The organism is Achromobacter pestifer (assembly GCF_902859625.1).
GTDB lineage: Bacteria > Pseudomonadota > Gammaproteobacteria > Burkholderiales > Burkholderiaceae_B > Achromobacter > Achromobacter pestifer.
In genome coordinates, this window is record NZ_CADIJX010000001.1 from 915,497 (window position 1) to 939,230 (window position 23,734).

Here is a 23,734-nt window from a genome sequence, read left to right on the forward strand (position 1 = left end):
TGCATGGAAGGATGCGCATTGCTCGCGCATCCGATACGTTATCGTACAACTGAAAGAATATCTCTAAAACTTCCCAAAAATAAATTCCGGGTTTCCCCTTGTCTACAAGTTACTTCATAGGTAACAGACCCTTGAAATGCGTAAATTCATGTTGTACGATGACTTACCTTTCCAACCCAGTACCCACCAGTACCCCGCGTATGCCTTTGCCAAAGGCACGCAACGGCCACACCGGATGATCGCGCCATGACCACCCCGCAGGAACTCAAGGAAATTGTCTCGGAAGGATTGCTGTCCTTCCCCGTGACGGACTTTGATCAGAACGGCGATTTCAACGCCAAGACCTACGCCGCCCGCCTGGAATGGTTGGCCCCGTATGGCGCCACCGCGCTGTTCGCCGCGGGCGGCACCGGCGAGTTCTTCTCGCTGGCGCCCCAGGAGTATTCCGACGTCGTGCGCACCGCCGTCCAGACCTGCGCCGGCAAGGTGCCCATCCTGGCCGGCGCCGGCGGCCCCACCCGCACCGCCATCGCCTACGCCCAGGAAGCCGAGCGCCAAGGCGCCAAGGGCATTCTGCTGCTGCCCCATTACCTGACCGAAGCCTCGCAGGACGGCATCGCCGCCCACGTCGAACAGGTCTGCAAATCCGTCAAGATCGGCGTCATCGTCTACAACCGTGCCCAATCCCGCCTGTCCGCAGACAGCCTGGCCCGTCTGGCTGAACGCTGCCCCAACCTCGTCGGCTTCAAGGACGGCGTGGGCGACATCGAAGCCATGGTCAGCATCCGCCGCAAGATGGGCGACCGCTTCTCGTACCTGGGCGGCCTGCCCACCGCCGAAGTCTATGCCGCCGCCTACCGCGCGCTGGGCGTGCCGGTGTATTCGTCCGCCGTCTTCAACTTCGTGCCCAAGACGGCCATGCAGTTCTACCGCGCCATCGCCGCAGGCGACTCCGACACCACCAACCGCCTGCTGGATGACTTCTTCCTGCCCTACCTGGAAATCCGCAACCGCAAGGCAGGCTACGCCGTCAGCATCGTCAAGGCCGGCGCCAGGCTCGTCGGCCACGACGCCGGCCCCGTCCGCGCGCCGCTCACCGACCTGACCGGCGAAGAGTGCGACATGCTCAACGCCCTGATCAAGAAGCTCGGCCCGCAATAAACCGCGCGCCCCACTCGCATTCCTGCCCCCGACTCCACGATTCGGGGGCGCATTTTTTTTCGGAGATCCCCCATGACTTTGACCGGCCAACTGCTGATCGGCGCCACTGCCGCTCTTGGCTCCGGCGCTGCGCAGCACGCCATCAACCCCGCCACCGGCGAACGCCTGGAACCGGCCTTCCCCGCCGGCTCGTCGCATGACGTCGCACGCGCCGCTGAATTGGCCCGCGCCGCCTTCGACCCCTATCGCGCCGCTCCGCTGGAAACCCGCGCACAGTTCCTGGAGAGCATCGCCGAAGGCATCCTGGCACTGGGCGACGCACTGATTGAACGCACCCATCTGGAAACCGGCTTGCCGCTGGCCCGCCTGCAAGGCGAACGCGGCCGCACCGTCGGCCAGCTGCGCTTGTTCGCCCGCGTGGTCCGCGACGGCTACTTCCTGGACGCCACGATTGATCCCGCCCAACCCGAGCGCCAGCCCCTGCCCCGAGCCGACTTGCGTCTGGCCAACGTGCCGCTGGGCCCCGTCGCGGTGTTCGGCGCCAGCAACTTCCCGCTGGCCTTCTCGGTCGCGGGTGGTGACACCGCGTCCGCATTGGCCGCAGGCTGCCCCGTCATCGTCAAGGCGCACAACGCCCATCCCGGCGCATCCGAAATGGTCGGCCGCGTGATCCAGGCCGCCGTCGCCAAGCATGGCTTGCCGGAAGGCACGTTCTCGCTGCTATTCGGCGCGGGCAGTGAAATCGGCACGGCGCTGGCTACGCATCCTGCCATTACCGCCGTCGGCTTCACGGGCTCGCGTCGCGGCGGCTTGGCGCTGGTGGCCGCTGCCAACGCGCGTCCGGTGCCCATCCCGGTCTACGCCGAAATGTCCAGCATCAACCCCGTGTTCCTGATGCCTGCGGCGCTTGAGGCGCGCGCCGAAGCCATCGCGAAGGGCTTCGTGGATTCACTGGCCATGGGCGTCGGCCAGTTCTGCACCAATCCCGGCCTGGTCATCGGCATCGAAGGCCCCGCGCTGGAACGCTTCCGTCAGGCGGCCGCCCAGGCCGTGCAAGCCAAGGGCGCCGCCACCATGCTGACCCCGGGCATCTTCGCGGCCTATCAGGAAGGCGCCAGCGCATTGGCCAAACACGCCAGCGTCGCCACGCTAGGCCAAGGAGAGCCCTCGAAACCGGCCGCCAACGCGGCAGGCGCGGTGGTCTTCGGCACGCAGGCCGACCGCTTCCTGGCCTCGCACGAACTGGAGGCTGAAGTCTTCGGCCCCGCATCGCTCGTCGTCGCATGCAAGGATCTCGCCCAAATGCGGGCGGTGGCGGAACACCTGGAAGGCCAACTGACCGCCACCCTCTTTGTTGACGATGCCGACGTGGCAGCGGCGCAAGCGTTGTTGCCCGTGCTGGAACGCAAGGCGGGTCGCATCCTGGCGAACGGCTACCCCACCGGCGTGGAAGTCAGCCACGCCATGGTGCACGGCGGCCCGTTCCCCGCCACGTCGAACGCAGCATCAACGTCGGTTGGCGCCACCGCCATTCGCCGGTTCCTGCGCCCGGTCTGCTATCAGGATCTGCCGGATGCCCTGCTGCCTGACGGCGTGAAGCGCGGCAACCCGCTGGATCTGACCCGGATGGTTGATGGGGTGATGACGGCCGCCTGATGCCAGGGGCGTCGCCCATGAAAAACGCCGCGCCACGGCACCCCATTGTTCAGGGTGCCGTGGCGCGGCGTTCGTTCGTTCGTCCAGGTATGCTGAGGCTCCACGCATCATCGGCATGAATATGCTCCTCCTTTTTCCGCACCGCCAAGGCTCGCCGCATGTCCGATGACGCCATGACGCCGCCTCGCCCCAGCCCCGTCGTCATCGTCTTGGCCGCGGGGGCCGGCCGCCGCTTCCGTGAAGCCGGTGGCACGGGCAGCAAGCTTCACGCCCAGATCATGGGCCGTCCGGTGCTGGAATGGACGCTGGCCGCCGTGCGCGCCAGCGGCTTGCCGTGGACGCTGGTCGAGCGCCCCGAGTCCGACCCCGACGCCTATGGGATGGGCGACTCCATTGCGCGCGGCGTGGCCAGCCAGCCCGACGCGCCGGGCTGGCTGATTCTGCCAGGCGACTTGCCGTTGATTGAACCTGCCAGCCTGCTGAAGATCGCCGAGACGCTGCGCGATACTGCCCAGACGCAAGCCTGGGCCGTCGTGCGCCCGCAGGTGACCGAGGCGGACGGAACCGTCCAGTCCGGCCACCCTGTAGGGTTTGGGCCGGCATGGCGCGACGCGCTGCTGGACTTGCGCGGAGAGACAGGCGCCATGCCCCTGGTGCGAAAAGCGGCGCAGTCAGGGACGATGCATCCCGTGCCAACCCAAGACCCTGGATGCATCCAGGACATCGACCACCCCGAAGACCTGATTCAAGCAGAACAGGCGCTGCGACGCAGACTAGGCTGACCTAGCCCTCAAAGCGGCTTGCGGAATCACGATCCTGCTCGTATCGCCTGGAAATCGGAAACGCCGGCAGCCAGGATTCCCGGCGGACAACCCAACTTTCATAGGTTGGCGTCAATTGATCCGGCGCATCCAACGACCCCAGATTCAGTTCGACTTCGTCCTCGGTACGTCCGAATACCGTCGAACCGCAATGGGGGCAAAAATGCCGCCCGGCATAGTCGCGCGATTCACCGTCGATCGTCACGGCGGCGCGAGGGAATATCGCAGAAGCATGAAAAAGCGCGCCATGATGCTTGCGGCAATCCATGCAATGACACACGCCAACCCGGTATGGGCGCCCCAGCGCCACAAACCGCAGGCTGCCGCAAAGACACCCCCCTGAATAGCTTTCCATGCCACGGCTCCTCTGCAAACAAACGTTCAGTATGTTTATAGCGAAGCCAGACGCCGCCCGCCAAGCACCCATTGCCTGCGCTTGGCGCGCGGACGCCGCTTACTGCACCCGCAAGTTCCCGTCTGCGATGATCTTTGCCCATTTTGCCTGCTCGCCCGTCTGGAACACGGTGAACTCCGCCGGCGTGTTTGGCGTGTAGGCCAGGCCCAGGCCTTTCATCTTGCCGCTGACATCAGGCTTGGCGATGATGGCTGCGATCGCTTTGTTCAGACGATCGACCACCGCCGGCGGCGTGTTGGCCGGCGCATAGATGGCTTGCCATCTGCTGACGTCAAAGCCTGCCACCCCCGCCTCCTGCATCGTCGGCACGTCCGGCATCACCTCCGTGCGTTTGGCCGACGTGACCGCCAGTGCGCGGACCTTGCCGCTTTGCACGTAGGGCAGCGCGACCAGCGCGGTTTCAAATGAGCTGGGAATCTGGCCGCCGATCAGATCCTGAATCGCGGGCGCACTTCCCCGGTACGGCACATGCGTCAGATGGGCGCCGGTCAATTGCTTGAACACTTCGCCAGACAAGTGCTGCGACGTGCCCTGCCCGGCCGAGCCAAAGGCGATGGTGTCCGGATTGGCCTTGCCTGCCGTCACCACGTCCTGCACGGTCTTGTACGGCTGGCTCGCCCCGACCAACAGCACATTCGAGATGCTGCCCAACAGGATGACCGGCGCAAAATCCTTGGCCGCGTTGTAGTTGATGCCCGGCAACAGCGACGGGTTGATCGCATGCGTGGCGATCGTGCCCAGCAGCAGCGTGTAGCCGTCCGGCTTGGCGCGCGCCACGGCGTCGGCGCCCAGCACCCCGCCCGCGCCGCCCTTGTTTTCCACCAATACGGTCTGGCTCAGGCTGGCGCCCAGTTCCTGCGCAATCAGGCGGCCCAGGATGTCCGAGGTGCCGCCGGCAGCAAACGGAACCACCAGCGTGATGGGTTTTGCTTTTGGCCAGTCGTCGGCGGCATGAGCGCCAGCAGCGCCCAAGGTGGTCAGCGCCAGAACGGCGAAGGTACGGCGTAGCAGGGGGAATGCCTTCAATCTTGTCTCCTCAATCAAAGCGGGTTGTTTTTAATCTTGTACGTTATCGTATGACCTGATGGAAAAAGAGAATACTTCCTCATCCATTCCCGTTCAATCTAGGGTAATTCCGAATTTATCGGGGCACTCTGAATATTGTTGTATGACGACAATCCAAGCTCCTCAGACTGATTGCGCTATTCAACTTGTATGTTGTACGATGACATACATCTACTGATCACCGCCAAGGCCGGATCCTCTTCCAGCCCTGCTTTTCTTCTTTACCCATTCCTCTTTAATGGATGACAGGCATGACGACTCCCCAGGAACTCAAGGAAATTGTCTCGGAAGGATTGCTGTCCTTCCCCGTGACGGACTTTGATCAGAACGGCGATTTCAACGCCAAGACCTACGCCGCCCGCCTGGAATGGTTGGCCCCGTATGGCGCCACCGCGCTGTTCGCCGCGGGCGGCACCGGCGAGTTCTTCTCGCTGGCGCCCCAGGAGTATTCCGACGTCGTGCGCACCGCCGTCCAGACCTGCGCCGGCAAGGTGCCCATCCTGGCCGGCGCCGGCGGCCCCACCCGCACCGCCATCGCCTACGCCCAGGAAGCCGAGCGCCAAGGCGCCAAGGGCATTCTGCTGCTGCCCCATTACCTGACCGAAGCCTCGCAGGACGGCATCGCCGCCCACGTCGAACAGGTCTGCAAATCCGTCAAGATCGGCGTCATCGTCTACAACCGTGCCCAATCCCGCCTGTCCGCAGACAGCCTGGCCCGTCTGGCTGAACGCTGCCCCAACCTCGTCGGCTTCAAGGACGGCGTGGGCGACATCGAAGCCATGGTCAGCATCCGCCGCAAGATGGGCGACCGCTTCTCGTACCTGGGCGGCCTGCCCACCGCCGAAGTCTATGCCGCCGCCTATCGCGCGCTGGGCGTGCCGGTGTATTCGTCCGCCGTCTTCTACTTCGTACCCAAGACGGCCATGCAGTTCTACCGCGCCATTGCCGCAGGCGACTCCGACACCACCAACCGCCTGCTGGATGACTTCTTCCTGCCCTACCTGGAAATCCGCAACCGCAAGGCCGGCTACGCCGTCAGCATCGTCAAGGCCGGCGCCCGGCTCGTGGGCCACGACGCCGGCCCTGTCCGCGCGCCGCTCACCGACCTGACCGGCGAAGAGTGCGACATGCTCAACGCCCTGATCAAGAAGCTCGGCCCGCAATAAGCCATCGCAGCCGAAGACAAGACGTCCTCCTTCCGGAGGGCGTTTTTCATGGCGCACATACAGGCACATAGGCACACAGGCACACAGGCATACAAGTACACAAGCATTGGAACCCGCTCCCATGCAAGCCGGGGCTTGGCGGAATCCGCGCTATATGTTGTCATACGGCCATCCCTACCGCAGTCTGCGGGCCAGAACGCCAGACCGCCGCCACCAGGCCGGACACCCGGATGCGGCACTTGAAAAGCGTACACTTGCGGCTCTGGCCGCCGGCTGACGGCCTGCTTTCCGCCTTACCCATAAGAGAGACAATGCAAACTCCTGCCCGGCCCCGCCCGCGCTCGCGCCTGACCGATGTTGTGATCGAGGAACTGAACAAGCGCCTGGACTCCCGTCTATATCGCGCGGGCGACAAGCTGCCCTCGGAACATCAGCTATGCGATGAGTTCGACGTCAGCCGCACCGTCATCCGCGAAGCCGTCGCGTCGATGCGCCTGAGCGGCCGCCTCGTCAGCAAACCCGGCATCGGCGTGTTCGTGACGGAAGACCGTGAAAAGCCCATCGATTTCGTCGTGGAGCCCGCCACGGATCCCCGCTGGGCGCTGCACATCATGGAGTTGCGCGCCGGGCTTGAGGTGGAAGCCTGTGGGCTGGCGGCTGAGCGCCGCACTGCCACTGACCTGAGCGGCATTGTCGAAGCCTTCGACGCCTTCAACCGCGCCACGCGCGACATGGAAGCCGCCGTCAAAGCCGACTACGAATTCCACCTGGCGATTGCCAAGGCCTCCAACAACCCGCACTTTCCTGCGCTGCTGAAGGCCGCCGTCCGCGACGTCATGCTGGATCTGAACATCAAGCATGGCGGCAAGACGCCGGAAGAGCTTGAAACCTACGAGACTCGCAACGTGCGCGAGCACGAGGCCATCCTGACCGCCATCATGCGCCGCGACCCCGGCGCCGCGCGCGCCGCGATGGCACGCCACCTGGGCGACAGCATTGCGCGCTACCGCAAGCTGCTGTCGTAATCACCCGCGCAATAGCGCACGGCAAGCCGGCGGACCTCTCCGCCACCCAAGGGAATTACGGGATTCCCCTTACTTGCCTACTTGTATGACGGCTGCCATCATACGTCTTATGACATAGCGTCACGGCTTGCCACCCCATTTCCGGCACAGGCGTTGCGCTACCCGTATGACCCACGCCGTACAAGTGCCGCCGATGATCCCGATCCTTTCCCTACGCACGACGTTCCACCGCTACGCCACGCGCATTCATCGGCATATCACCTGACCGGTTCTCCGGTTGCTAGCGCGACGCTGCGCGCGCCTCCCCTTTCCCTACCCCACCCGCTCACGCGGCACTGCCTGCTCCGGTCCTAGGCCGGCGTGCGCCGGTGCACGCCAGAACGGTTCTGGCTTCCCTGCTTATCCCAAGCACTTTCCGACCTCCCAGGAGAATTCTCCATGCGTAAGTTTCTGAGCACCGCCGTCGCGGCGACTTTGCTGTGCGTCGCGTCTGGCGCCCAAGCCGGCGTGACGTTCGATGCCGTCAAGAAAAAGGGCTTTTTGCAGTGCGGCTTTGCCGGCATTCCCGGTTTCTCGGTGCTGGACAGCAAGGGGGAATGGACCGGCCTGGACGTGGATATGTGCCGCGCGGTAGCGGCCGCCATGTTCGGCGACGCCGCCAAGGTCAAGGGCAACGTGCTGACGGCGCAGGCCAAGTTCACCGCCCTGCAATCCGGCGAAGTCGACATGCTGTCGCGCAACACCACGCAGACGCTGACCCGCGACACGACACTTGGCCTGATCGGCGTGGGCGTGAATTTCTATGACGCGCAAGGCTTGATCGTCAAGAAGTCGATGAACGTGAAGAGCGTGAAGGAACTGGACGGCGCCACCATCTGCGTGCAGCCGGGCACCACCACCGAACTGAATCTGGCTGACTACTTCCGTAGCCGTGGCCTGACCTTCAAACCGGTGCTGGTCGAAAACTACGACGAGAACTTCCGCCTGCTGGAATCGGGTCGTTGCGATGCCTACACGAACGACAAATCCAACACCGCCGCCAACATGCGCACCCGCCTGGCCAAGCCCGACGACTGGGAAATCCTGGACGAAAACCTGTCCAAGGAACCCTTGGGCCCCATGGTCCGCCAAGGCGACGAGCAATGGTTCAACGTGGTGCGCTGGTCCCTCAACGCCATGCTGGAAGCCGAGGAATACGGCATCACGTCCAAGAACGTGGACGAGATGCTGAAAAGCACCAATCCCAACGTGCAGCGCATCCTGGGCGTGACCCCGGGCATGGGCAAGAACCTGGGCCTGGACGACAAGTGGGCCTACAACATCATCAAGCAGGTCGGCAACTACGGCGAAAGCTATGACCGCGCCATGGGCAAGGACAGCCCGCTGAAGCTGGAACGCGGCCTGAACAAGCAATGGACCCAAGGCGGCCTGATGTACGGCTGGCCGGTGCGCTGAGTCGCTTTTTTGTGCGCGGTGCCACGCCTTGCGGGGCGCCGCTTTTCTCTTTACCTGCACGCCCGGCCACGCTTCGGCCGGCGTTTGCCTCTTTACCTTGCAACCATGAACAGCATCGTCAACGCCCGCCTGAAACAGATCAAACCCTCGCCCAGCATGGCCGCCAAGATCGTCGTTGACGAACTGCGCCGCCAAGGCCGCGAAATCGCGGACTTCACGCTCGGCGAACCCGACATGGCCACGCCCGCCCACATCGCGCGCGCCGGCCAGCAAGCCATTGCCGGCGGCGACATCCGCTACACGAGCCCCAACGGCACGGTGGGCCTGCGCCGCGCCATCGCCAACAGCCTGGAATTGAGCCTGGGCGTCTCTTACGGCATGGATCAGATCACCGTGGGCGCGGGCGCCAAGCAGATCATCGGCGCCGCGCTGACGGCCAGTGTGGAACCGGGCGACGAAGTGATCGTGTGCGCACCCTACTGGGTGTCGTATCCCGACATGGTGCTGTTGAATGACGGCAAGCCCGTGGTCGTGACCGGCCCCGAGTCGCAAGGCTTCAAGCTGGACGCCGCCACCCTGGAAGCCGCCATCACGCCGCGCACGCGCTGGTTGATCCTGAACTCCCCCAGCAACCCCAGCGGCGCCGTGTACAGCGCGGCCGAACTGCGCGCCCTGACCGATGTGCTGCTGCGCCATCCGCACGTCTGGATCCTCAGCGACGAGATCTACGCGCCCTTCTGCTACAGCGGCCAGGCGCATGCCTCGCCCGTGCAGGTGGAACCCCAATTGATCCCGCGCACGCTGGTCGTCAACGGCATGTCCAAGTCCTACGCGATGACCGGTTGGCGCGTTGGCTACGGCGCGGGTCCGGCCGACCTGATCCGCGCGATGAGCACGGTCATGTCGCAAAGCACCTCGTGCGCCAGCGCGATCTCGCAGGTGGCGGCACAGGCCGCCCTGGAAGGCGACCAGTCCAGCGTCACGCAGATGGTCGACATCTTCAAGGCCCGCCGCGACCTGATGGTGCGCCGCCTGAACGACATTCCCGGCATCTCATGCGCCATGCCGGACGGCGCCTTCTATGTGTATGCCAATGTGCAGGGTCTGATTGGCCGCACCGGCCCCGCTGGGGAATTGAAGACCGATTTGGACGTCAGCCTGTTCTTCCTGCGCGAGGCAGGCGTGGCGGTGATCGACGGCGGCTCGTATGGCTTGTCGCCCTATGTGCGCTTCTCGTTCGCCACGTCCACCGAAGTCATCGAACAAGGCATGAACCGGCTGGAAGCCGCCGTCAACACCCTGATGGCGAACTAAGCCGTGGCCACGCACACAGAGCAACTCCCGGCGCGGCGGCCGCCGCGCCGCGTCTCTTGGAACGACCCGGCCGTGCGTGCGGTCGTCTACCAGGTGCTGGCCCTGACGCTCGTGGGCGCTGGCATCGGGTTCCTGGTTCACAACACACTGCACAACCTGTCGATGCGCAACATCGCGACGGGGTTCGGCTTCCTGAACCGTGAGGCCGGCTTTGCCATCGGCGAATCAGTGATTGCCTACGGCCCGGCGGATACCTATGGCCGCGCCATCTTCGTGGGCGTGCTCAACACACTGCGAGTCGGCCTGATTGCCCTGGTCGCCGCCACGCTGTTGGGCGTACTGATCGGTGTCGGCCGGCTGTCGAAGAACTGGCTGGTGACGAAGATCACCTCGGTGTACGTCGAAGTCATGCGCAACGTGCCGCTGCTGCTGCAACTATTCTTCTGGTATGCGCTGATCACGGAGAACATGCCGGGTCCGCGCCAGGCGCACAACCCGCTGCCCGGCGTCTTCCTCTCCAACCGGGGCCTGAAAGTGCCAGGGCTGGAAGGCGCATCGCTGGATTGGATATTGGGCGGCCTGGCGTTGGCCATCGCGGCCGTCCTGTTCCTGGGCCATTGGGGCACGAAGCGCCAGGAAGCCACGGGGCGCGTGTTTCCGCTGGGACGCGCGGCGGTTGGCCTGCTTGTTGCCCTGCCCGCAATGGGCTGGTTGGCAAGCGGCGCGTCGCTGACGCTGGACATGCCGGAACTGAAAGGCTTCAACTTTGTCGGCGGCCTGACACTCACCCCTGAATTCGTGGCGCTGTTCCTTGGGCTGACCGTCTACACCTCCGCATTCATCGCGGAAGTCGTGCGATCCGGCATCCAGGCCGTGAACAACGGCCAGTGGGAAGCCGCCGGCTCGCTGGGCCTGCCACGCGCGAAAGTCCTGCGCCTGGTGGTGTTGCCGCAAGCCTTGCGCGTGATCATTCCCCCGATGACCAGCCAATACCTGAACCTGTTGAAAAACAGTTCACTGGCCGTCGCCATTGGTTATCCGGACATCGTGTCGGTGGTGAACACCACCTTGAACCAGACCGGCCAGGCCATCGAGGGCATCCTCATCATCATGGGCGCATACCTGACGGTCAGCCTGTCTATCTCGATATTCATGAATTGGTACAACACGCGCATCGCGCTGGTGGAGCGTTGATATGGGCAGCGCCACGTCTCTTTCCACTGAAGCCCTGCCCCCGCCCAGCACCCATGCCGGCGCCTGGCCCTGGCTCAGATCGCGTCTGTTCTCTTCGCCGCTGAATCTCCTGATCACGGTGCTGCTTGCCTGGTTTCTGCTGATGGCGATTCCCGCCGTGGTGGAATGGGCCTTCATCAAGGCCAACTACACGGCAGCCAACGCCCAGGAATGCCGGGCCTCGGGTGGCGCCTGCTGGGCATTCATCGTCGAAAAGCATCGGCTGATCCTGTTCGGCACCTATCCGTTCGACGAGCAGTGGCGGCCATTGATCGCAACCCTGCTTCTGGTGGCGGTGATTGCGTGCAGCGGCATGCGGCGCTTCTGGAACGGCAAGCTGGCACTCATCTGGACCGCTGGCCTGACGGCCGTGGCGCTTCTGATGTGGGGTGGCGTGTTCGGCTTGAGCTACGTGGAGAACGCACGCTGGGGCGGCCTGCCGCTGACGTTGATTCTGGCCACCTTCGGCATCGCCTTCGCCTTTCCCATCGGCGTGCTGCTGGCGCTGGGCCGGCGTTCAAAGATGCCTGCCATCAAGGCCTTGTGCGTCGTGTACATCGAACTGATCCGGGGCGTGCCCTTGATCAGCCTGTTGTTCATGTCGTCGGTGATGTTGCCCTTGTTCCTGCCGGAAGGCTTCACCATCGACAAGCTGCTGCGTGCGCAGATCGCCATCATCATGTTCGCCGCGGCCTACATCGCGGAGACCGTGCGCGGTGGTTTGCAAGCCATCCCGAAGGGGCAGTACGAAGGCGCGGATTCGCTGGGCCTGAACTACTGGCAACAGATGCGCAAGATCATTTTGCCGCAGGCGCTGAAGATCGTGATTCCGCCCCTGGTCGGCATTTTCATCAGCCTGTTCAAGGACACGTCGCTGGTGGTGATCATCGGCATCTTCGATCTGACGCTGGCAGCCAAGGCCGCCCTGTCCGATGCGGCATGGCGCGGATTCGGGGTGGAAGCGTATCTCTTCATCTCGCTGATCTACTTCGCCTTCTGCTATTCCATGTCCAAATACAGCCAGGCGCTTGAAAAGCGATTGGCCACCGGGCACGCGCGCTGATCGCGCCGCGTCAGCCCCCGCAAAACCTTACGGAGACCAAGCATGTCGGATTCCATTATTCGATTGCAGGGCGTGAACAAGTGGTATGGCCAGTTCCACGTGTTGCGCAACATCAACCTGGACGTGGCGCCAGGCGAACGCATCGTGGTGTGCGGCCCGTCCGGGTCGGGCAAGTCCACGATGATTCGTTGCATCAACCGCCTGGAAGAACACCAGCAGGGTCAGATCATCGTGGACGGCACCGAGCTGACCAACGACCTGAAGCACATCGAGACCATCCGCCGCGAAGTCGGCATGGTGTTCCAGCACTTCAACCTGTTCCCGCACCTGACCGTGCTGGAAAACCTGACCCTGGGCCCCATGTGGGTACTGAAACAGCCGCGCGCCCAGGCCGAAGCCACCGCCATGAAATACCTGGAGCGTGTGCGCATCCCGGATCAGGCCAGGAAGTTTCCCGGCCAGCTGTCGGGCGGCCAGCAGCAGCGGGTGGCGATCGCCCGGTCGCTATGCATGAACCCCAAGGTCATGCTGTTCGACGAACCCACGTCCGCGCTGGACCCGGAAATGGTCAAGGAAGTGCTGGACGTGATGGTGACGCTGGCCCAGGAAAGCGGCATGACGATGATCTGCGTGACCCACGAAATGGGTTTCGCGCGCAAGGTCGCCAACCGCGTGATCTTCATGGATCGGGGCGAGATCATCGAGCAAAATAATCCGGACGCATTCTTCGATCACCCACAGAACGAACGGACCCAACTGTTCCTGAGTCAGATCCTGCACTGATCCGGTCAGTACCGGTGGCGCATGCCCACCGCGTACTGCGACTGATGCCACGACGGGTCCGTCCAGGCGCCTCGCATGTAGCCGTACACGGCATACAGGTTTGTGCGCTTGGACAGGTCGTATCCATAGCCCGCCGAATAGATCTGCTGCGTGTGCGTCGCGCCTTGCTGCGTCAACACGCCGCCACCGGGCAGACTGCCCTGCCAGGACGCCATGACGGTACTGGCGCCCGACCGCCAGGCAGCGCCCGCCATCACGCCATGCACGGTGCTGCCAGGGAAGTACGCGCGCTGGCCCGGAGAAGGCACGGACGGAATGGTTGAGCCGTTGCGCATGATGGACCATCCCGCGTAGAGCGTGAATGCGTCCAGCGTGGCACGGGCCGCCAGCGTGTAGGCGCCGGGCTGGCGCGCGGCGCCCGCCCGGGACATCGCCGCCGCCTGCGCCGTGCCGTCCGCCCAGCGCGCCCCCTCATACGTCACCGCGACCGCGTAACCCGGCTGCTCATAGACCAACGCCGCGCTGTAGAGCTTATTGGTGGATGCCGTCTGAAAGCCGCCGCCCCCGTCGTAATCCAAGCTGATATCCGCCCCGGCACGCAAGCCCCGTGCGGAAGGCGTCCAGTACGCGACCGTATTGTCGGCGCGGTTCGCGTTATACGGCAACAGCGCGGTCTGCGCGCCCGTGATCAGGTAAGACGCCAGGAATGCGTCATAGTCAGCCAAGGTCGCCGACGACACCGACGTCTGGCGGCCCAGCCGGATATCTCCGAACGCGCCTGATACGCCCACCCACGCGGCACGCCCAAACAGGCGGCCGCCCTGCGCGGACTTGCCGTTATTGGCGAGGATGCCGCTTTCCAGCTGGAAGTTGGCGCGCATGCCGCTTCCCAGGGCCTCGCTGCCGCGCAAGCCCCAACGCGATCCTGACTGCACGCCCGACTGCATGTTCAGCGCTGTGCCGCGCTCTTGGGTAGAGAAACCCGCCAGGCTCAAGTCGACAACGCCATACAAGGCAACGGCGCTGTCCGCCTCGGTCGCCCATGGCGCCAGCCACGCGGCCAGCCCCAGGCACAACCGCCCCACCCGCGTTGCCTGCCTCACAGGTACTTGAGCCAGAAGAGGTCGCGGCGCTCCGCCTTCAGACGGCCAAACCGGCGCACGGGCCAATACAAGGCCGCCGCCAGCAACAGCGCAATCAGCCAGATGCCGGCCATCCCGTCCACACCAAAGTACTTGCCCTGGTTCAATCCCCTAATCGCTACACCCGCCAGATACAGCGCCTTCAGCACGTACAGGTGCAACAGGTAGAAGAACATCGGCGCAGCGCCAAACACGCACAGCACACGGACCCACGCCGCAGACTGCACCCGTTCAATCAGCACCAGCAGGCAGAGTCCCAGCCCCAATGTCAGCAACAGGAACATCAGCGACGGCGGGTACTTGGTGATGTTCAGAAAGCTCATCGTCGTGTGCAGCGCGTCATCCTGCACCGCCCAAGGTTGCGCCTGGCCATAGCCGTTCAGCACGCGCAGCGCCACAAAGCCCATGATCGCCGCCACCCCGACCGCCCACAGACGTCGTTGGCGCAGGGCCGCGTCCACGCCCTGTCGGAACCACGGCCCCGCCGCATAGCCCAGCGCGATCACGCCGATCCACGGCAGCAAGGGATAAGACGTGCGCAGGCGCAAGGTATCGCCAAGCTCGATCCAGCCGCGATCGTGCAACACCGCCCAAGGCACGTACATCGCCTCGCCCACCGCAAAGTGCACGCCGTCCAGCGCGTTGTGGCCGGCCACCAGCAAGGCGCCCACGGCGATCAGCGCCGCGCGCGGCAGCCACAGCAAGGCGGCCAACGCCAGCATGCTCAGGCCGATCACCCAGATCACCTGTAGATACACGACCGACGGCGGAAACTGGAACGTCCACGCAAAGTTCACCACCACCACTTCCAGCAGCACCAGAAACAAGCCGCGCTTGGCAAGAAACACCGCTGCCGCACCACGGCTGCCGGTACGGGCGCCGTATAGCCATGCGGACAACCCCGTCAGGAACACGAACACGGGCGCGCACAAATGCGCCAGCAAACGCGAAAAGAACAGCGCCGGATCCGTCGCCGAAACGTCCATGGGATCGCTGACCTGATGGTGCAGGAAGAAGGTCTCGCGTACGTGGTCCAGCAACATGATGACGATGACAAGACCGCGCAGCGCATCGATGGAACGCAGCCGCGCGCCGCCGGCGCCGAGAGGGGCAATGGGCAAGGGAGAGGACATGAAGGATCAGTGAGGCTGCCTGGCGACGCAGGGCACCGCGTCAACGAGATAGGGAGATGGAAATGACGCGGAATAGTAATGTAATAACATTACGTATTCAAGCAATATTCAGCTGATGTTCAGCACCAGAATTGGCCTTGGATCGGCTTAACAAAATCTTGAGACGCGCCTTTCTAGAATTCGTAACGATTCTCATTGAGGCACTCAATATTTCGTCATGGCGCACCCGACATTCAACGCCCAGGGCCGTTTCGCCCTGAAGACCCTCAGCATGGCGCTCAGCGCCGTGGCCAGCAGCCAGGTGCACGCGCAGGCGCGGCCCGCCGACAGCGCCCCCGTGCTGGCCCCGGTCACGGTGCAGGCTGACGCCCCGCCCTACAAGGCAGAGCGCGTGCAGTCCGGCAAATTCACCGAGCCGTTGCTCAATACGCCGCAGAGCATCACGGTCGTGCCGCGCGCCGTTCTGGAAGAGCAACAGGCCCAGAGCCTGCAAGATGTGCTGCGCAACGTGCCCGGCATCACGTTCAGCTCGGGCGAAGGCAATCTGGGCTGGGGCGACATGTTCACGATTCGCGGCTTTTCAGCTGAGCAGAGCATCACGGTGGACGGTATTCGTGATGCCGGCCTGTCCAGCCGCACCGACATCTTCAATCTGGAGGAGGCGGAAGTCTTCAAGGGCACAGGCTCCATCGAGTCCGGCGTGTCGGCCGTGGGCGGCAGCGTCAATCTGGCCAGCAAAGAGGCTCGCCTGGGTTCCTTCTACAAATTGTCTGGCGGACTGGGCACGGACCAGTACCGGCGCATCACCGCCGACTTGAATCAGGAGCTGACCGATAGTTCGGCCCTGCGCATCAACCTGATGCGCCACCACAATGGGGTGGCCGAGCGCGACGTGACGGAATTCGACCGGCGAGGGATGGCCGCGTCGCTGGCCATGGGTCTGGGCACGCCCACCCGCGTGACCTTGAACTATCTGCATCAGGAAGACGACAACATCCCTGACGGCGGCGTGCCCATCCAGCGCGGCACCGGCGGCAAGCGCATGCCGAACGTGGCGCGCAATGCCTGGTACGGCGATCCCGACCTCTACACCGAACAAACCCGCACGGACCAAGCCACCCTGAAAGTCGAGCACGACTTCACGCGGGCGGCGCGACTGTCCAATATCAGCCGCTGGCAGCAAACGGATCGCATCGGCGTGCTGGCCCCCGCGCGCTTCAATGCCACGTCAGGCACGTCCTACGGCTATGTCGGCGTCGGCCCCTTGGTCAACAGCGCCGACGGCATCCCGTCATACAGCGGCTATGAGCGGATCACCGATCCGTCGCCCTACGCAAAACTGCGCGGCAATGATTTCGGCACGTCCAAGCGCTACACCATCCTGGCCAACCAGACCAATCTGAACCTGGACTTCCACACCGGCAGCCTCAAGCATGCCGTCGTGACGGGCGTGGAGTTCTACAAGGAAACCTACGGCGACCACGAACGTTCCATCATGGCGCCCTCGACCAACCCGGTCATCGACCTGCGCAACACCGGTGGCGTGGACATGGGCGGCGTCGAAACCGTGAAGGGCAATTCAGGCAACAAGGCCGAGATCTTCAACACGGGCCTTTACCTGGGCGACACCATGACCTTCAATCCGCAATGGATGCTGCAAGGCGCGCTGCGCTATGACCGCTACCGTGTGTCGCAGGTAACGGGCGCAAGCACGCAGCACGTGACGGACGGCGCCTGGAGCGGCCGCGTCGGATTGACGTACAAACCGGTGGACTACGGCAGCCTCTACGTGTCCTACAGCCAGGCTGCCCAACCCTCGGCGTTGGGCGCATCCACCAACAACAACATCTATGGCGCAACCGGTTCCGACACCTACAAGCCGGCCGTGTCCAAGACCTGGGAACTGGGCTCCAAGTGGGATCTGGCGGGCGGCGACCTGTCTCTGACCGGTGCCCTCTTCCGCACCGAACTGTCTGACTCCTGGGAATACGGAGACGACGCCACCGACGTGGTGCGCGCCCTGCCCGCCAAGCGCGTGGATGGCATTGAACTGGGCCTGTCGGGCAACATCACCCCGCGCTGGTCCGCGTTTGCCGGCGTCAGCGCCATGAAGAGCCGCATCACCAAGGGCGCCAACGAAGGGGAAGAAGCCAAGAACGTCCCCAAGCTGACGCTCAATCTGTGGACCACCTATGCGGCCACCGAAGACCTGTCGCTGAGCTATGGCGTGCAATATGTGGGCAAGCGGCGCTACACCGACAACAAATACGTGGGCGGCAAGAACAACAACAGCGCCACGGTATCCGGGCCGTCCGGCACCCACCCGATCTGGGTGCGTGACGATGAAAAGGCGCCATCCTATTGGCTGCACTCGGCCGCGGTGCGATACCGCGTCGACAAGAACGTGACGCTAGGCATGAATGTCCAGAACCTGTTCAACACGTTCTACTACAGCCGCGTGGGGGCCTCATTGGACGGCTTCCAGCTATACGGCGTGCCGGGCGCAGGCCGTACGGTGACCTTCACCGCGGACCTGTCGTTCTAGAACGGTCGTGCTACGCCGTGGCAGCCGCAGCCAGATCCACCCGGAACACGCTGCCCTGCCCCGGCGCCGACTGCAATGACACGCGCCACCCCTGGTGCGCGCAAATACGCTGCACCAACGACAAGCCCAGACCCAGGTTGCCGGCATCGGCCTGCTCGCCCCGCACAAAGGGGCTGAAGATGGCTTCCTGCCGTTCGACGGGAATGCCCGGGCCGTTGTCCGCCACCTGCATGAAGTCCGCCCCGGCCGTGATGACGACTTGCGCCTCTGGACCGGCGTACTGAAGCGAGTTGCGGATCAGATTGGATAGCACGGCGCGCAGCAAGGGCGCGGGAAACAGCAAGGCCGGCGTCTCCGACGGCGCAACCTCCAGGCTCAGCCGCATGTCGCGCCGCTGGGCCACGGCCGTCCAGGCCGTCAATTGGCCGCGCGCCGTGGTCAGCGCGCTTTCACGCGCGAACAGGTCGGCCGCGTCGCTGCCGCGCGCCAGCATCAGATAGGTGTCCAGCCGTTCGCCCATATCGGCGGCGGCAGCTTCAATGCGCGCCAGCCGCGCCAGACTGTCAGCAGTCAGCGTGGGATGTTCTGCCTGCTCCTCGCGCAGCAGTTCGCAGGAACTGGAGATCACCATCAAAGGCGTGCGCAGCTCGTGTCCGACGTCCGCCGTGAAAAGCTGTTCGCGCCGCAGCGCCTGCTCCAGCTGGTTGTAGGTGGCATCGAACGCCGCCGCCAATTGCCCGATTTCATCCGGCGGATAATCTTCGGCCAGCCGCGTTTGCGGCGGCTGTGCGCCTCGCGCATTGACTTGCGCCGCCAGCCGGGACAACGGCCGCAACAGCCGCCGCGTGGCCAGAATGCCCAGAATGAACGCCAACGCCAGGCTGCCCGCCAGCCCGCTGACGGCGGTCCAGTGCGATGCCACCTGGCTTTGCTCGTAGTCCGTGTAGTCGCGCAGCAGCATGTAGCGCTGGCCATTCAGGTCGTCGACCATCACATGCCAGACACGCCCGTCGCGTTCCAGCTTGTGGAACCCGGGCGCCAGCCGCCTCAACCAGTCGGGGAAAGCGTCGCTGCCAGGATCGCCATGGAAAAATCGATTGGGACGCCCAGGGTCAATGCCCGCCAGGAAGTCACCCCGCACACGCTCCACCGCCATGCCCATGTCGATGCGTTGCAGATGGGCCTCCAGCTTGCCCACGCTCCAGACCGACAACCACGACAGCAGGCCGGCCACCAACAACGCCATCGCCACATAGGTCAGCAGCAGATGACGCGCCAGTCCGCGCCGGGCTGTCCGCCCACCGCGCCTAGGCATCCGCCGCCACCCGCAGTTGATAGCCAATGCCATGCACCGTATGCAGCAGCGGCGTGCCATAGGGCTTGTCGACCACCTGCCGGATCTGATGGATGTGCGTACGCAGGCTGTCGCTGTCGGGCGGCGAATCGCGCCACAAGGCTTCTTCCAGCCGGGCACGATGCACCACCGCCGGGCTGGCGCGCATCAGCAAGGTCAGCAATTGCAGCGGCGATGGGGGCAAGCGCAACGGCTGCCCCGCCCGCGCCAGCTCCAGCGTGCCGGTATCCAGCGTCAGGTCTCCCACGCGCAGTACTCGAGCCACGCCCGCGCCGCTGGCGCGATGCAGCAGCGCCTTGACCCGTGCTGCGAGCTCGGCCAGCGCAAAAGGCTTGACCAGGTAATCGTCGGCGCCCGCATCGAAACCGGTCAGCCGGTTATCCAGGGTGTCGCGCGCCGTCACCATGATCACCGGCGTGCCGCACCCCGCCTCGGTGCGCAGCCGGCGGCAAAGCTCGTAGCCGTCCAGGCGGGGCAGCATCAAGTCCAGCACGATCAGATCAAAATCGCCCGACGCGGCCATCGCATAGCCACGCTGTCCATCTTCCGCGCAGTCCACGATATAGCCGCGGCGGGTCAGGTGATGCGTGATGTTGGCCAGGATGTCAGGATCGTCTTCGATGACTAGAACGCGCATGGAACCCAGTAGGGAATGGAAATCAGTCTCATATTGTATGTGCCCCGCCGCCATGCTGCCTCCGGTCACGCCCCTGCTTGCGGCGCGGCCGCCACAGCGGCGATACGTCTTAACGCTTTCTTGAGACGGCTTGGCGGACACTGCCTGTCGATAAGAATGGTTCGCGTTAACCGCAAGCCCGCGGACAACGGCGCAACCCAGGATTTCCGATGCGAGCGATCCCCCTACTCCGTGCGGCTGCCGCTGCCACCGCCCTGCTTTGCGCGTTGCCCAGCGCCCAAGCCCGTCAAGTCACCGATCTGGCCGGGCGGGTCGTCACCGTGCCTGACCACCCCAAACGCATCCTGCTGGGTGAAGGCCGCTTCGTCTTCGCGATGGCACTGCTGGACCAGAAGGCCCCGATCGCCCGCGTGGTCGGCTGGCAGGGCGAACTGAAGCAGCAAGACCCTTATTCATGGGCTCAACTGGTCAAGCGCTATCCCCAGGCAGCCAACGTGCCGCTGATCGGCAAGACCTCGGAAGCCAGCGTCAGCCCTGAAAAAATCGTGTCGCTACAGCCGGACGTCGCGGTGTTCAGCCTGAGCGGCCACGGCCCTGGGCGCAACAATCCCATGATCTCTGCCCTGCAAGACGCCGGCATTCCCATCGTGTTCATCGACTTTCGCCAGCATCCGGTACAGAACACCGTGCCCAGCATGCGGATACTGGGCCAGGCGCTGGACCGCGAGAAACAGGCCGAGGCCTATATCTCGTTCTATGAAGACCACCTGGCCCGCGTGCGCCAGATTGTCCAACCGGTGCCGCAGGCGCAGCGCCCGCGCGTATTCGTCGAAATGCTGGCGGGCGTGTGGCCGGCGTGCTGCCACACCACCGGCAATGGCAGCTTCGGCGATCTGCTGGAGACGGCGGGCGGCGTCAATGTGGCCGCGCCCGTGCTGCCTGGCGCCATCGGGGACGTCAGCCTGGAATTCCTGCTGGATGCCAAGCCCGACGTCTACATCGCCACCGGCAGCCGCTCCGAACCCGGCCGCCCCGGCCTGCTGGCCGGCCCCGGCGCCGCACCCGACGTGTCGGCAGACAGCCTGTCCACCCTGATCGCGCGCGACGGCATACGCGATCTGGACGCCGTCAGGCAGCACCGCGCCTACGGCATCTGGCACGCCTTCTATAACTCGCCCTACAACGTGGCCGCCATCGAAGCCATGGCCCAATGGTTCTACCCGGAACGGGCCGCCGCGCTCGATCCTCAAGGCACCCTGGACACGCTATACCGCCAGTTCCTGGACGTGGACAGCGCCGGCACGTACTGGACTGCGCCTGCTGACCGCGCATCTGCTGGCCACGCCGCCGCCAAACCATGATCCGCCATGCTTAGCTTCAACACGGCGGCCGCGCCCGCCATCACTGCCGGCCCGGACGAGGCCATCGCTATCTATCGGCGCACCGTCCGCAAACGCCTGCTGCTTGCCCTGGCGCTGACGCTGGCCATCGTGGCCAGCCTGCTGGCCGATATCGCCAGCGGCCCGGCCTCGCTGTCATTGAACGACTTGCTGCAAACCCTGCTGCATCCGGATGCGGCCAGCACCGGCACGCGCGTCATCGTGTGGCAGTTCCGGCTGCCTTACGCCTTGATGGCTTTGCTGGTTGGCGTCGCGCTAGGGCTGGGCGGCGCTGAAATGCAGACGATGCTGGATAACCCGCTGGCCAGTCCGTACACGCTGGGCGTCTCGGCCGCCGCCGCTTTTGGCGCGTCGCTGGCGATCACGCTGGACTGGCACCTGCCCGCGCTGCCCCCTGGAATGGTGGTGTCGATCTCGGCCTTTGCCTGCACGCTGATATCCGTGCTGATCCTGGAGCGCGTGGCGCGCTGGCGCGGCGGCTCGACGCTGGGCGTGGTGCTGTTCGGCATCGCGCTGGTGTATTCCTTTCAGGCGCTGGTGATGCTGCTGCAATTCGTGGCCAGCGAAGAAGCCCTGCAAGGCATCGTGTTCTGGACCATGGGCAGCCTGGCGCGCGCCAACTGGATCACCGTGGCAGTCATGGCCGCCGCGGTTGCGCTGGTGATGCCCTTTTCAATGCGTGACGCCTGGAAGCTCACCGCCGTGCGGCTGGGCGAAGAGCGCGCCGCCAGCTTCGGCATCGATGTCCGCCGCTTGCGGCTGGTCAGCCTGCTGCGTGTCAGCGCGCTGGCCGCGCTGGCCGTGTCATTCGTGGGCACCATCGGTTTCGTGGGACTGGTCGCCCCGCATATCGCCCGGCTGCTGCTGGGCGAAGACCATCGCTATTACCTGCCGGGCAGCGCCTTGGCGGGCGCCTTGATCCTGTCGCTGGCCTCGGTGGCATCCAAGACCGTGTTGCCGGGCGCGTTGATCCCCGTCGGCATCGTGACCTCGCTGGTCGGCATTCCCTTTTTCCTCACCATCGTCGTGCGCGCGCTCAAGCGCGCCTGACGCTCACACATTCAAGAATGGAGGCTTTCCCAATGCAATCCCGCCTGACCCTGACGCTGGCCGCCTTGTTGATGGCCGGCGCCGCCCATGCCGCGCCCAACGCCAATTGCGCCATCGACGTCGAAGGCCGTCCCGGCAAACAGTTCGGTCCCGACCATATCGTCGTGCCGTCCACGTGCAAGGAATTCTCGGTGCGCCTGATCCACACGGGCAAGAACAGCAAGGAAAAGGCAGGCCACAATTGGGTGTTGACCAAGACCGAGGACATTGATGCCGTGATGGTCGACGGCATCAAGGCGGGCGCGGAACACGAGTTCCTGGCCCCGGGCGACGCGCGCATCCTGGCCAAGACGCCCATGCTGGGCGGCGGCGAGACGGCCATCGTGACGTTCCCGGTCAGCCGCCTGCGCGCCGGCCAGTCCTACACCTTCTACTGCTCGTTCCCCGCGCACGCGCAACACATGCGCGGCACGCTGGCGCTGCAACCCTGACGATGACGCAGCTGCTCATCCGCGGGCTTGTCGCCGGCTACGGCGGCAAACCCGTGCTGCAAGACCTGACAGCCGGGCCGCTCGCCGAAGGCACCGTCACCGCCTTGCTCGGCCCCAACGGTAGCGGCAAATCCACGCTGCTGAAGACGCTGGCGGGCCTGAACCCGGTGATGCGCGGCGCGCTGTCACTGGACGGAGAAGACCTCGCGCGCGCCACACCCGCACGCCGCGCCGAACGCGCCATGTACATGCCCCAGGCGCTGCCCAAGGGCGTGCACATGACCGTCTTCGAGTCCGTGCTGGTGGCAGCGCGTTCGGGCCGCCAAGGCGGTGCCGGCAAGGATCTGATGCGTGACGCCCTGGGTGTCATCGCCGATCTGGGCATCGCAACGCTGGCCAGCCGCTATCTGGACGAATTGTCGGGCGGCCAAAAGCAGCTGGCCTCACTGGCACAAGCCTTGGTGCGGCGCCCTCGCCTGCTCCTGCTTGACGAACCGCTGTCGGCACTGGATTTGAACTACCAGTTCCACGTCATGGACGTGCTGCGCCGCCAAACATCCCAGCACCGGTTGATCACGCTGGTGGTGCTGCATGACTTGAACATCGCGCTGCGCCATGCGGACCATGCGTTGCTGCTGCACGGCGGCGCGATCGAGGCCGAAGGCCTGCCCGCCCAGGTCGTCACACCCGCCTCGCTGCGTCGCGTCTACCGCGTCCGCGCGCGCGTGGAACGCTGCCCGCAGGGACAAGCACAGGTCCACGTGGACGGACTGGCCGGGATGTGAAAGCGGTATATATTCCCGGTAGCCATCCCAGGGAGTCAAC

21 protein-coding genes are annotated in these 23,734 nt (G+C 64.6%); 15 read left to right on the forward strand and 6 right to left on the reverse strand.

The annotated features are described in order from the left end of the window. Positions 1–246: 246 nt before the first annotated feature. From kdgD (HV753_RS03875) to HV753_RS03885, 3 genes are all read left to right on the forward strand, one after another. On the forward strand, positions 247–1,161 hold the full coding sequence (gene kdgD / locus HV753_RS03875; RefSeq protein WP_175173087.1) for a 5-dehydro-4-deoxyglucarate dehydratase: 915 nt from the start codon (positions 247–249) through the stop codon (positions 1,159–1,161). A gap of 72 nt (positions 1,162–1,233) precedes the next feature. Next, positions 1,234–2,817, forward strand: coding sequence for an aldehyde dehydrogenase (NADP(+)) (locus tag HV753_RS03880; RefSeq protein ID WP_175173088.1), 1,584 nt, complete (start codon positions 1,234–1,236; stop codon positions 2,815–2,817). A 158-nt stretch (positions 2,818–2,975) separates the two neighbouring features. Next, positions 2,976–3,599 carry a nucleotidyltransferase family protein gene (locus HV753_RS03885; RefSeq protein ID WP_246288141.1) on the forward strand — a complete coding sequence of 208 codons (624 nt, stop codon included), beginning with the start codon at positions 2,976–2,978 and terminating at the stop codon, positions 3,597–3,599. Between the two features lies 1 nt (position 3,600). On the opposite strand, the gene HV753_RS03890 is transcribed toward HV753_RS03885, so the two are convergent. After that, on the reverse strand, positions 3,601–3,993 hold the full coding sequence (locus HV753_RS03890) for a GFA family protein (protein ID WP_175173089.1): 393 nt from the start codon (positions 3,991–3,993) through the stop codon (positions 3,601–3,603). A 99-nt stretch (positions 3,994–4,092) separates the two neighbouring features. Next, positions 4,093–5,079 (reverse strand): Bug family tripartite tricarboxylate transporter substrate binding protein, encoded by a 987-nt coding sequence (locus tag HV753_RS03895; protein ID WP_175173090.1) that lies wholly within the window; start codon positions 5,077–5,079, stop codon positions 4,093–4,095. Positions 5,080–5,369: 290 nt separating this feature from the next. Here HV753_RS03895 and kdgD (HV753_RS03900) point away from each other — a divergent pair, with 290 nt between their 5' ends. From kdgD (HV753_RS03900) to HV753_RS03930, 7 genes are all read left to right on the forward strand, one after another. Beyond that, positions 5,370–6,284, forward strand: coding sequence for a 5-dehydro-4-deoxyglucarate dehydratase (gene kdgD / locus HV753_RS03900; protein ID WP_175173091.1), 915 nt, complete (start codon positions 5,370–5,372; stop codon positions 6,282–6,284). Between the two features lie 311 nt (positions 6,285–6,595). Then, positions 6,596–7,309, forward strand: coding sequence for a FadR/GntR family transcriptional regulator (locus HV753_RS03905; RefSeq protein WP_175173092.1), 714 nt, complete (start codon positions 6,596–6,598; stop codon positions 7,307–7,309). Between the two features lie 438 nt (positions 7,310–7,747). After that, entirely contained in the window at positions 7,748–8,764 is a 1,017-nt protein-coding gene (locus HV753_RS03910; protein ID WP_175173093.1) for an amino acid ABC transporter substrate-binding protein, read from the forward strand. 105 nt (positions 8,765–8,869) lie between these two features. Further along, positions 8,870–10,078: an aminotransferase class I/II-fold pyridoxal phosphate-dependent enzyme gene (locus HV753_RS03915; RefSeq protein ID WP_175173094.1), complete on the forward strand. Its 1,209-nt coding sequence runs from the start codon at positions 8,870–8,872 to the stop codon at positions 10,076–10,078. Between the two features lie 3 nt (positions 10,079–10,081). Then, the gene (locus HV753_RS03920; protein WP_175173095.1) at positions 10,082–11,272 is read left to right on the forward strand and encodes an amino acid ABC transporter permease; all 1,191 of its coding nucleotides are present in this window, start codon (positions 10,082–10,084) and stop codon (positions 11,270–11,272) included. Position 11,273: 1 nt separating this feature from the next. Then, complete coding sequence (locus HV753_RS03925) at positions 11,274–12,374, forward strand: amino acid ABC transporter permease (RefSeq protein ID WP_175173096.1); 1,101 nt, start codon at positions 11,274–11,276, stop codon at positions 12,372–12,374. A gap of 42 nt (positions 12,375–12,416) precedes the next feature. Next, positions 12,417–13,157, forward strand: coding sequence for an amino acid ABC transporter ATP-binding protein (locus HV753_RS03930; RefSeq protein WP_175173097.1), 741 nt, complete (start codon positions 12,417–12,419; stop codon positions 13,155–13,157). A gap of 5 nt (positions 13,158–13,162) precedes the next feature. Here HV753_RS03930 and HV753_RS03935 read toward each other — a convergent pair whose 3' ends face one another. Next, entirely contained in the window at positions 13,163–14,260 is a 1,098-nt protein-coding gene (locus HV753_RS03935; RefSeq protein WP_175173098.1) for a porin, read from the reverse strand. Next, positions 14,257–15,432, reverse strand: coding sequence for an acetyltransferase domain-containing protein (locus HV753_RS03940; protein WP_175173099.1), 1,176 nt, complete (start codon positions 15,430–15,432; stop codon positions 14,257–14,259). Before HV753_RS03940 ends, HV753_RS03935 begins: the two co-directional genes overlap by 4 nt. 217 nt (positions 15,433–15,649) lie before the next feature. On the opposite strand from HV753_RS03940, the gene HV753_RS03945 reads away from it, so the two are divergent. Beyond that, the gene (locus HV753_RS03945; protein WP_246288142.1) at positions 15,650–17,977 is read left to right on the forward strand and encodes a TonB-dependent receptor; all 2,328 of its coding nucleotides are present in this window, start codon (positions 15,650–15,652) and stop codon (positions 17,975–17,977) included. Between the two features lie 10 nt (positions 17,978–17,987). On the opposite strand, the gene HV753_RS03950 is transcribed toward HV753_RS03945, so the two are convergent. Together HV753_RS03950 and HV753_RS03955 are read right to left on the reverse strand one after the other, a co-directional pair. Continuing rightward, the gene (locus HV753_RS03950; protein WP_175173100.1) at positions 17,988–19,292 is read right to left on the reverse strand and encodes a sensor histidine kinase; all 1,305 of its coding nucleotides are present in this window, start codon (positions 19,290–19,292) and stop codon (positions 17,988–17,990) included. Beyond that, complete coding sequence (locus HV753_RS03955) at positions 19,285–19,968, reverse strand: response regulator transcription factor (RefSeq protein ID WP_175173101.1); 684 nt, start codon at positions 19,966–19,968, stop codon at positions 19,285–19,287. Before HV753_RS03955 ends, HV753_RS03950 begins: the two co-directional genes overlap by 8 nt. Positions 19,969–20,177: 209 nt before the next feature. Here HV753_RS03955 and HV753_RS03960 point away from each other — a divergent pair, with 209 nt between their 5' ends. From HV753_RS03960 to HV753_RS03975, 4 genes are read left to right on the forward strand one after another with little or no spacing between them, the layout of a single operon-like run. After that, the gene (locus HV753_RS03960) at positions 20,178–21,329 is read left to right on the forward strand and encodes an ABC transporter substrate-binding protein (protein WP_175173102.1); all 1,152 of its coding nucleotides are present in this window, start codon (positions 20,178–20,180) and stop codon (positions 21,327–21,329) included. 6 nt (positions 21,330–21,335) lie between these two features. Continuing rightward, positions 21,336–22,418: a FecCD family ABC transporter permease gene (locus HV753_RS03965; RefSeq protein WP_175173103.1), complete on the forward strand. Its 1,083-nt coding sequence runs from the start codon at positions 21,336–21,338 to the stop codon at positions 22,416–22,418. A gap of 32 nt (positions 22,419–22,450) precedes the next feature. Beyond that, positions 22,451–22,909: an azurin gene (gene azu / locus HV753_RS03970; RefSeq protein WP_175173104.1), complete on the forward strand. Its 459-nt coding sequence runs from the start codon at positions 22,451–22,453 to the stop codon at positions 22,907–22,909. Positions 22,910–22,911: 2 nt separating this feature from the next. Beyond that, complete coding sequence (locus HV753_RS03975; protein ID WP_175173105.1) at positions 22,912–23,694, forward strand: ABC transporter ATP-binding protein; 783 nt, start codon at positions 22,912–22,914, stop codon at positions 23,692–23,694. Positions 23,695–23,734: the final 40 nt, after the last annotated feature.

What these genes read in the sequence shown, in the direction of transcription:
- kdgD (WP_175173087.1), top strand. Translation starts at nt 247, where the DNA reads ATGACCACCCCGCAGGAACTCAAGGAAATTGTCTCGGAAGGATTGCTG.
- HV753_RS03880 (WP_175173088.1), top strand. Translation starts at nt 1,234, where the DNA reads ATGACTTTGACCGGCCAACTGCTGATCGGCGCCACTGCCGCTCTTGGC.
- HV753_RS03885 (WP_246288141.1), top strand. Translation starts at nt 2,976, where the DNA reads ATGTCCGATGACGCCATGACGCCGCCTCGCCCCAGCCCCGTCGTCATC.
- HV753_RS03890 (WP_175173089.1), bottom strand. Translation starts at nt 3,993, where the DNA reads ATGGAAAGCTATTCAGGGGGGTGTCTTTGCGGCAGCCTGCGGTTTGTG.
- kdgD (WP_175173091.1), top strand. Translation starts at nt 5,370, where the DNA reads ATGACGACTCCCCAGGAACTCAAGGAAATTGTCTCGGAAGGATTGCTG.
- HV753_RS03905 (WP_175173092.1), top strand. Translation starts at nt 6,596, where the DNA reads ATGCAAACTCCTGCCCGGCCCCGCCCGCGCTCGCGCCTGACCGATGTT.
- HV753_RS03910 (WP_175173093.1), top strand. Translation starts at nt 7,748, where the DNA reads ATGCGTAAGTTTCTGAGCACCGCCGTCGCGGCGACTTTGCTGTGCGTC.
- HV753_RS03915 (WP_175173094.1), top strand. Translation starts at nt 8,870, where the DNA reads ATGAACAGCATCGTCAACGCCCGCCTGAAACAGATCAAACCCTCGCCC.
- HV753_RS03925 (WP_175173096.1), top strand. Translation starts at nt 11,274, where the DNA reads ATGGGCAGCGCCACGTCTCTTTCCACTGAAGCCCTGCCCCCGCCCAGC.
- HV753_RS03930 (WP_175173097.1), top strand. Translation starts at nt 12,417, where the DNA reads ATGTCGGATTCCATTATTCGATTGCAGGGCGTGAACAAGTGGTATGGC.
- HV753_RS03940 (WP_175173099.1), bottom strand. Translation starts at nt 15,432, where the DNA reads ATGTCCTCTCCCTTGCCCATTGCCCCTCTCGGCGCCGGCGGCGCGCGG.
- HV753_RS03945 (WP_246288142.1), top strand. Translation starts at nt 15,650, where the DNA reads ATGGCGCACCCGACATTCAACGCCCAGGGCCGTTTCGCCCTGAAGACC.
- HV753_RS03950 (WP_175173100.1), bottom strand. Translation starts at nt 19,292, where the DNA reads ATGCCTAGGCGCGGTGGGCGGACAGCCCGGCGCGGACTGGCGCGTCAT.
- HV753_RS03955 (WP_175173101.1), bottom strand. Translation starts at nt 19,968, where the DNA reads ATGCGCGTTCTAGTCATCGAAGACGATCCTGACATCCTGGCCAACATC.
- HV753_RS03960 (WP_175173102.1), top strand. Translation starts at nt 20,178, where the DNA reads ATGCGAGCGATCCCCCTACTCCGTGCGGCTGCCGCTGCCACCGCCCTG.
- HV753_RS03965 (WP_175173103.1), top strand. Translation starts at nt 21,336, where the DNA reads ATGCTTAGCTTCAACACGGCGGCCGCGCCCGCCATCACTGCCGGCCCG.
- azu (WP_175173104.1), top strand. Translation starts at nt 22,451, where the DNA reads ATGCAATCCCGCCTGACCCTGACGCTGGCCGCCTTGTTGATGGCCGGC.
- HV753_RS03975 (WP_175173105.1), top strand. Translation starts at nt 22,912, where the DNA reads ATGACGCAGCTGCTCATCCGCGGGCTTGTCGCCGGCTACGGCGGCAAA.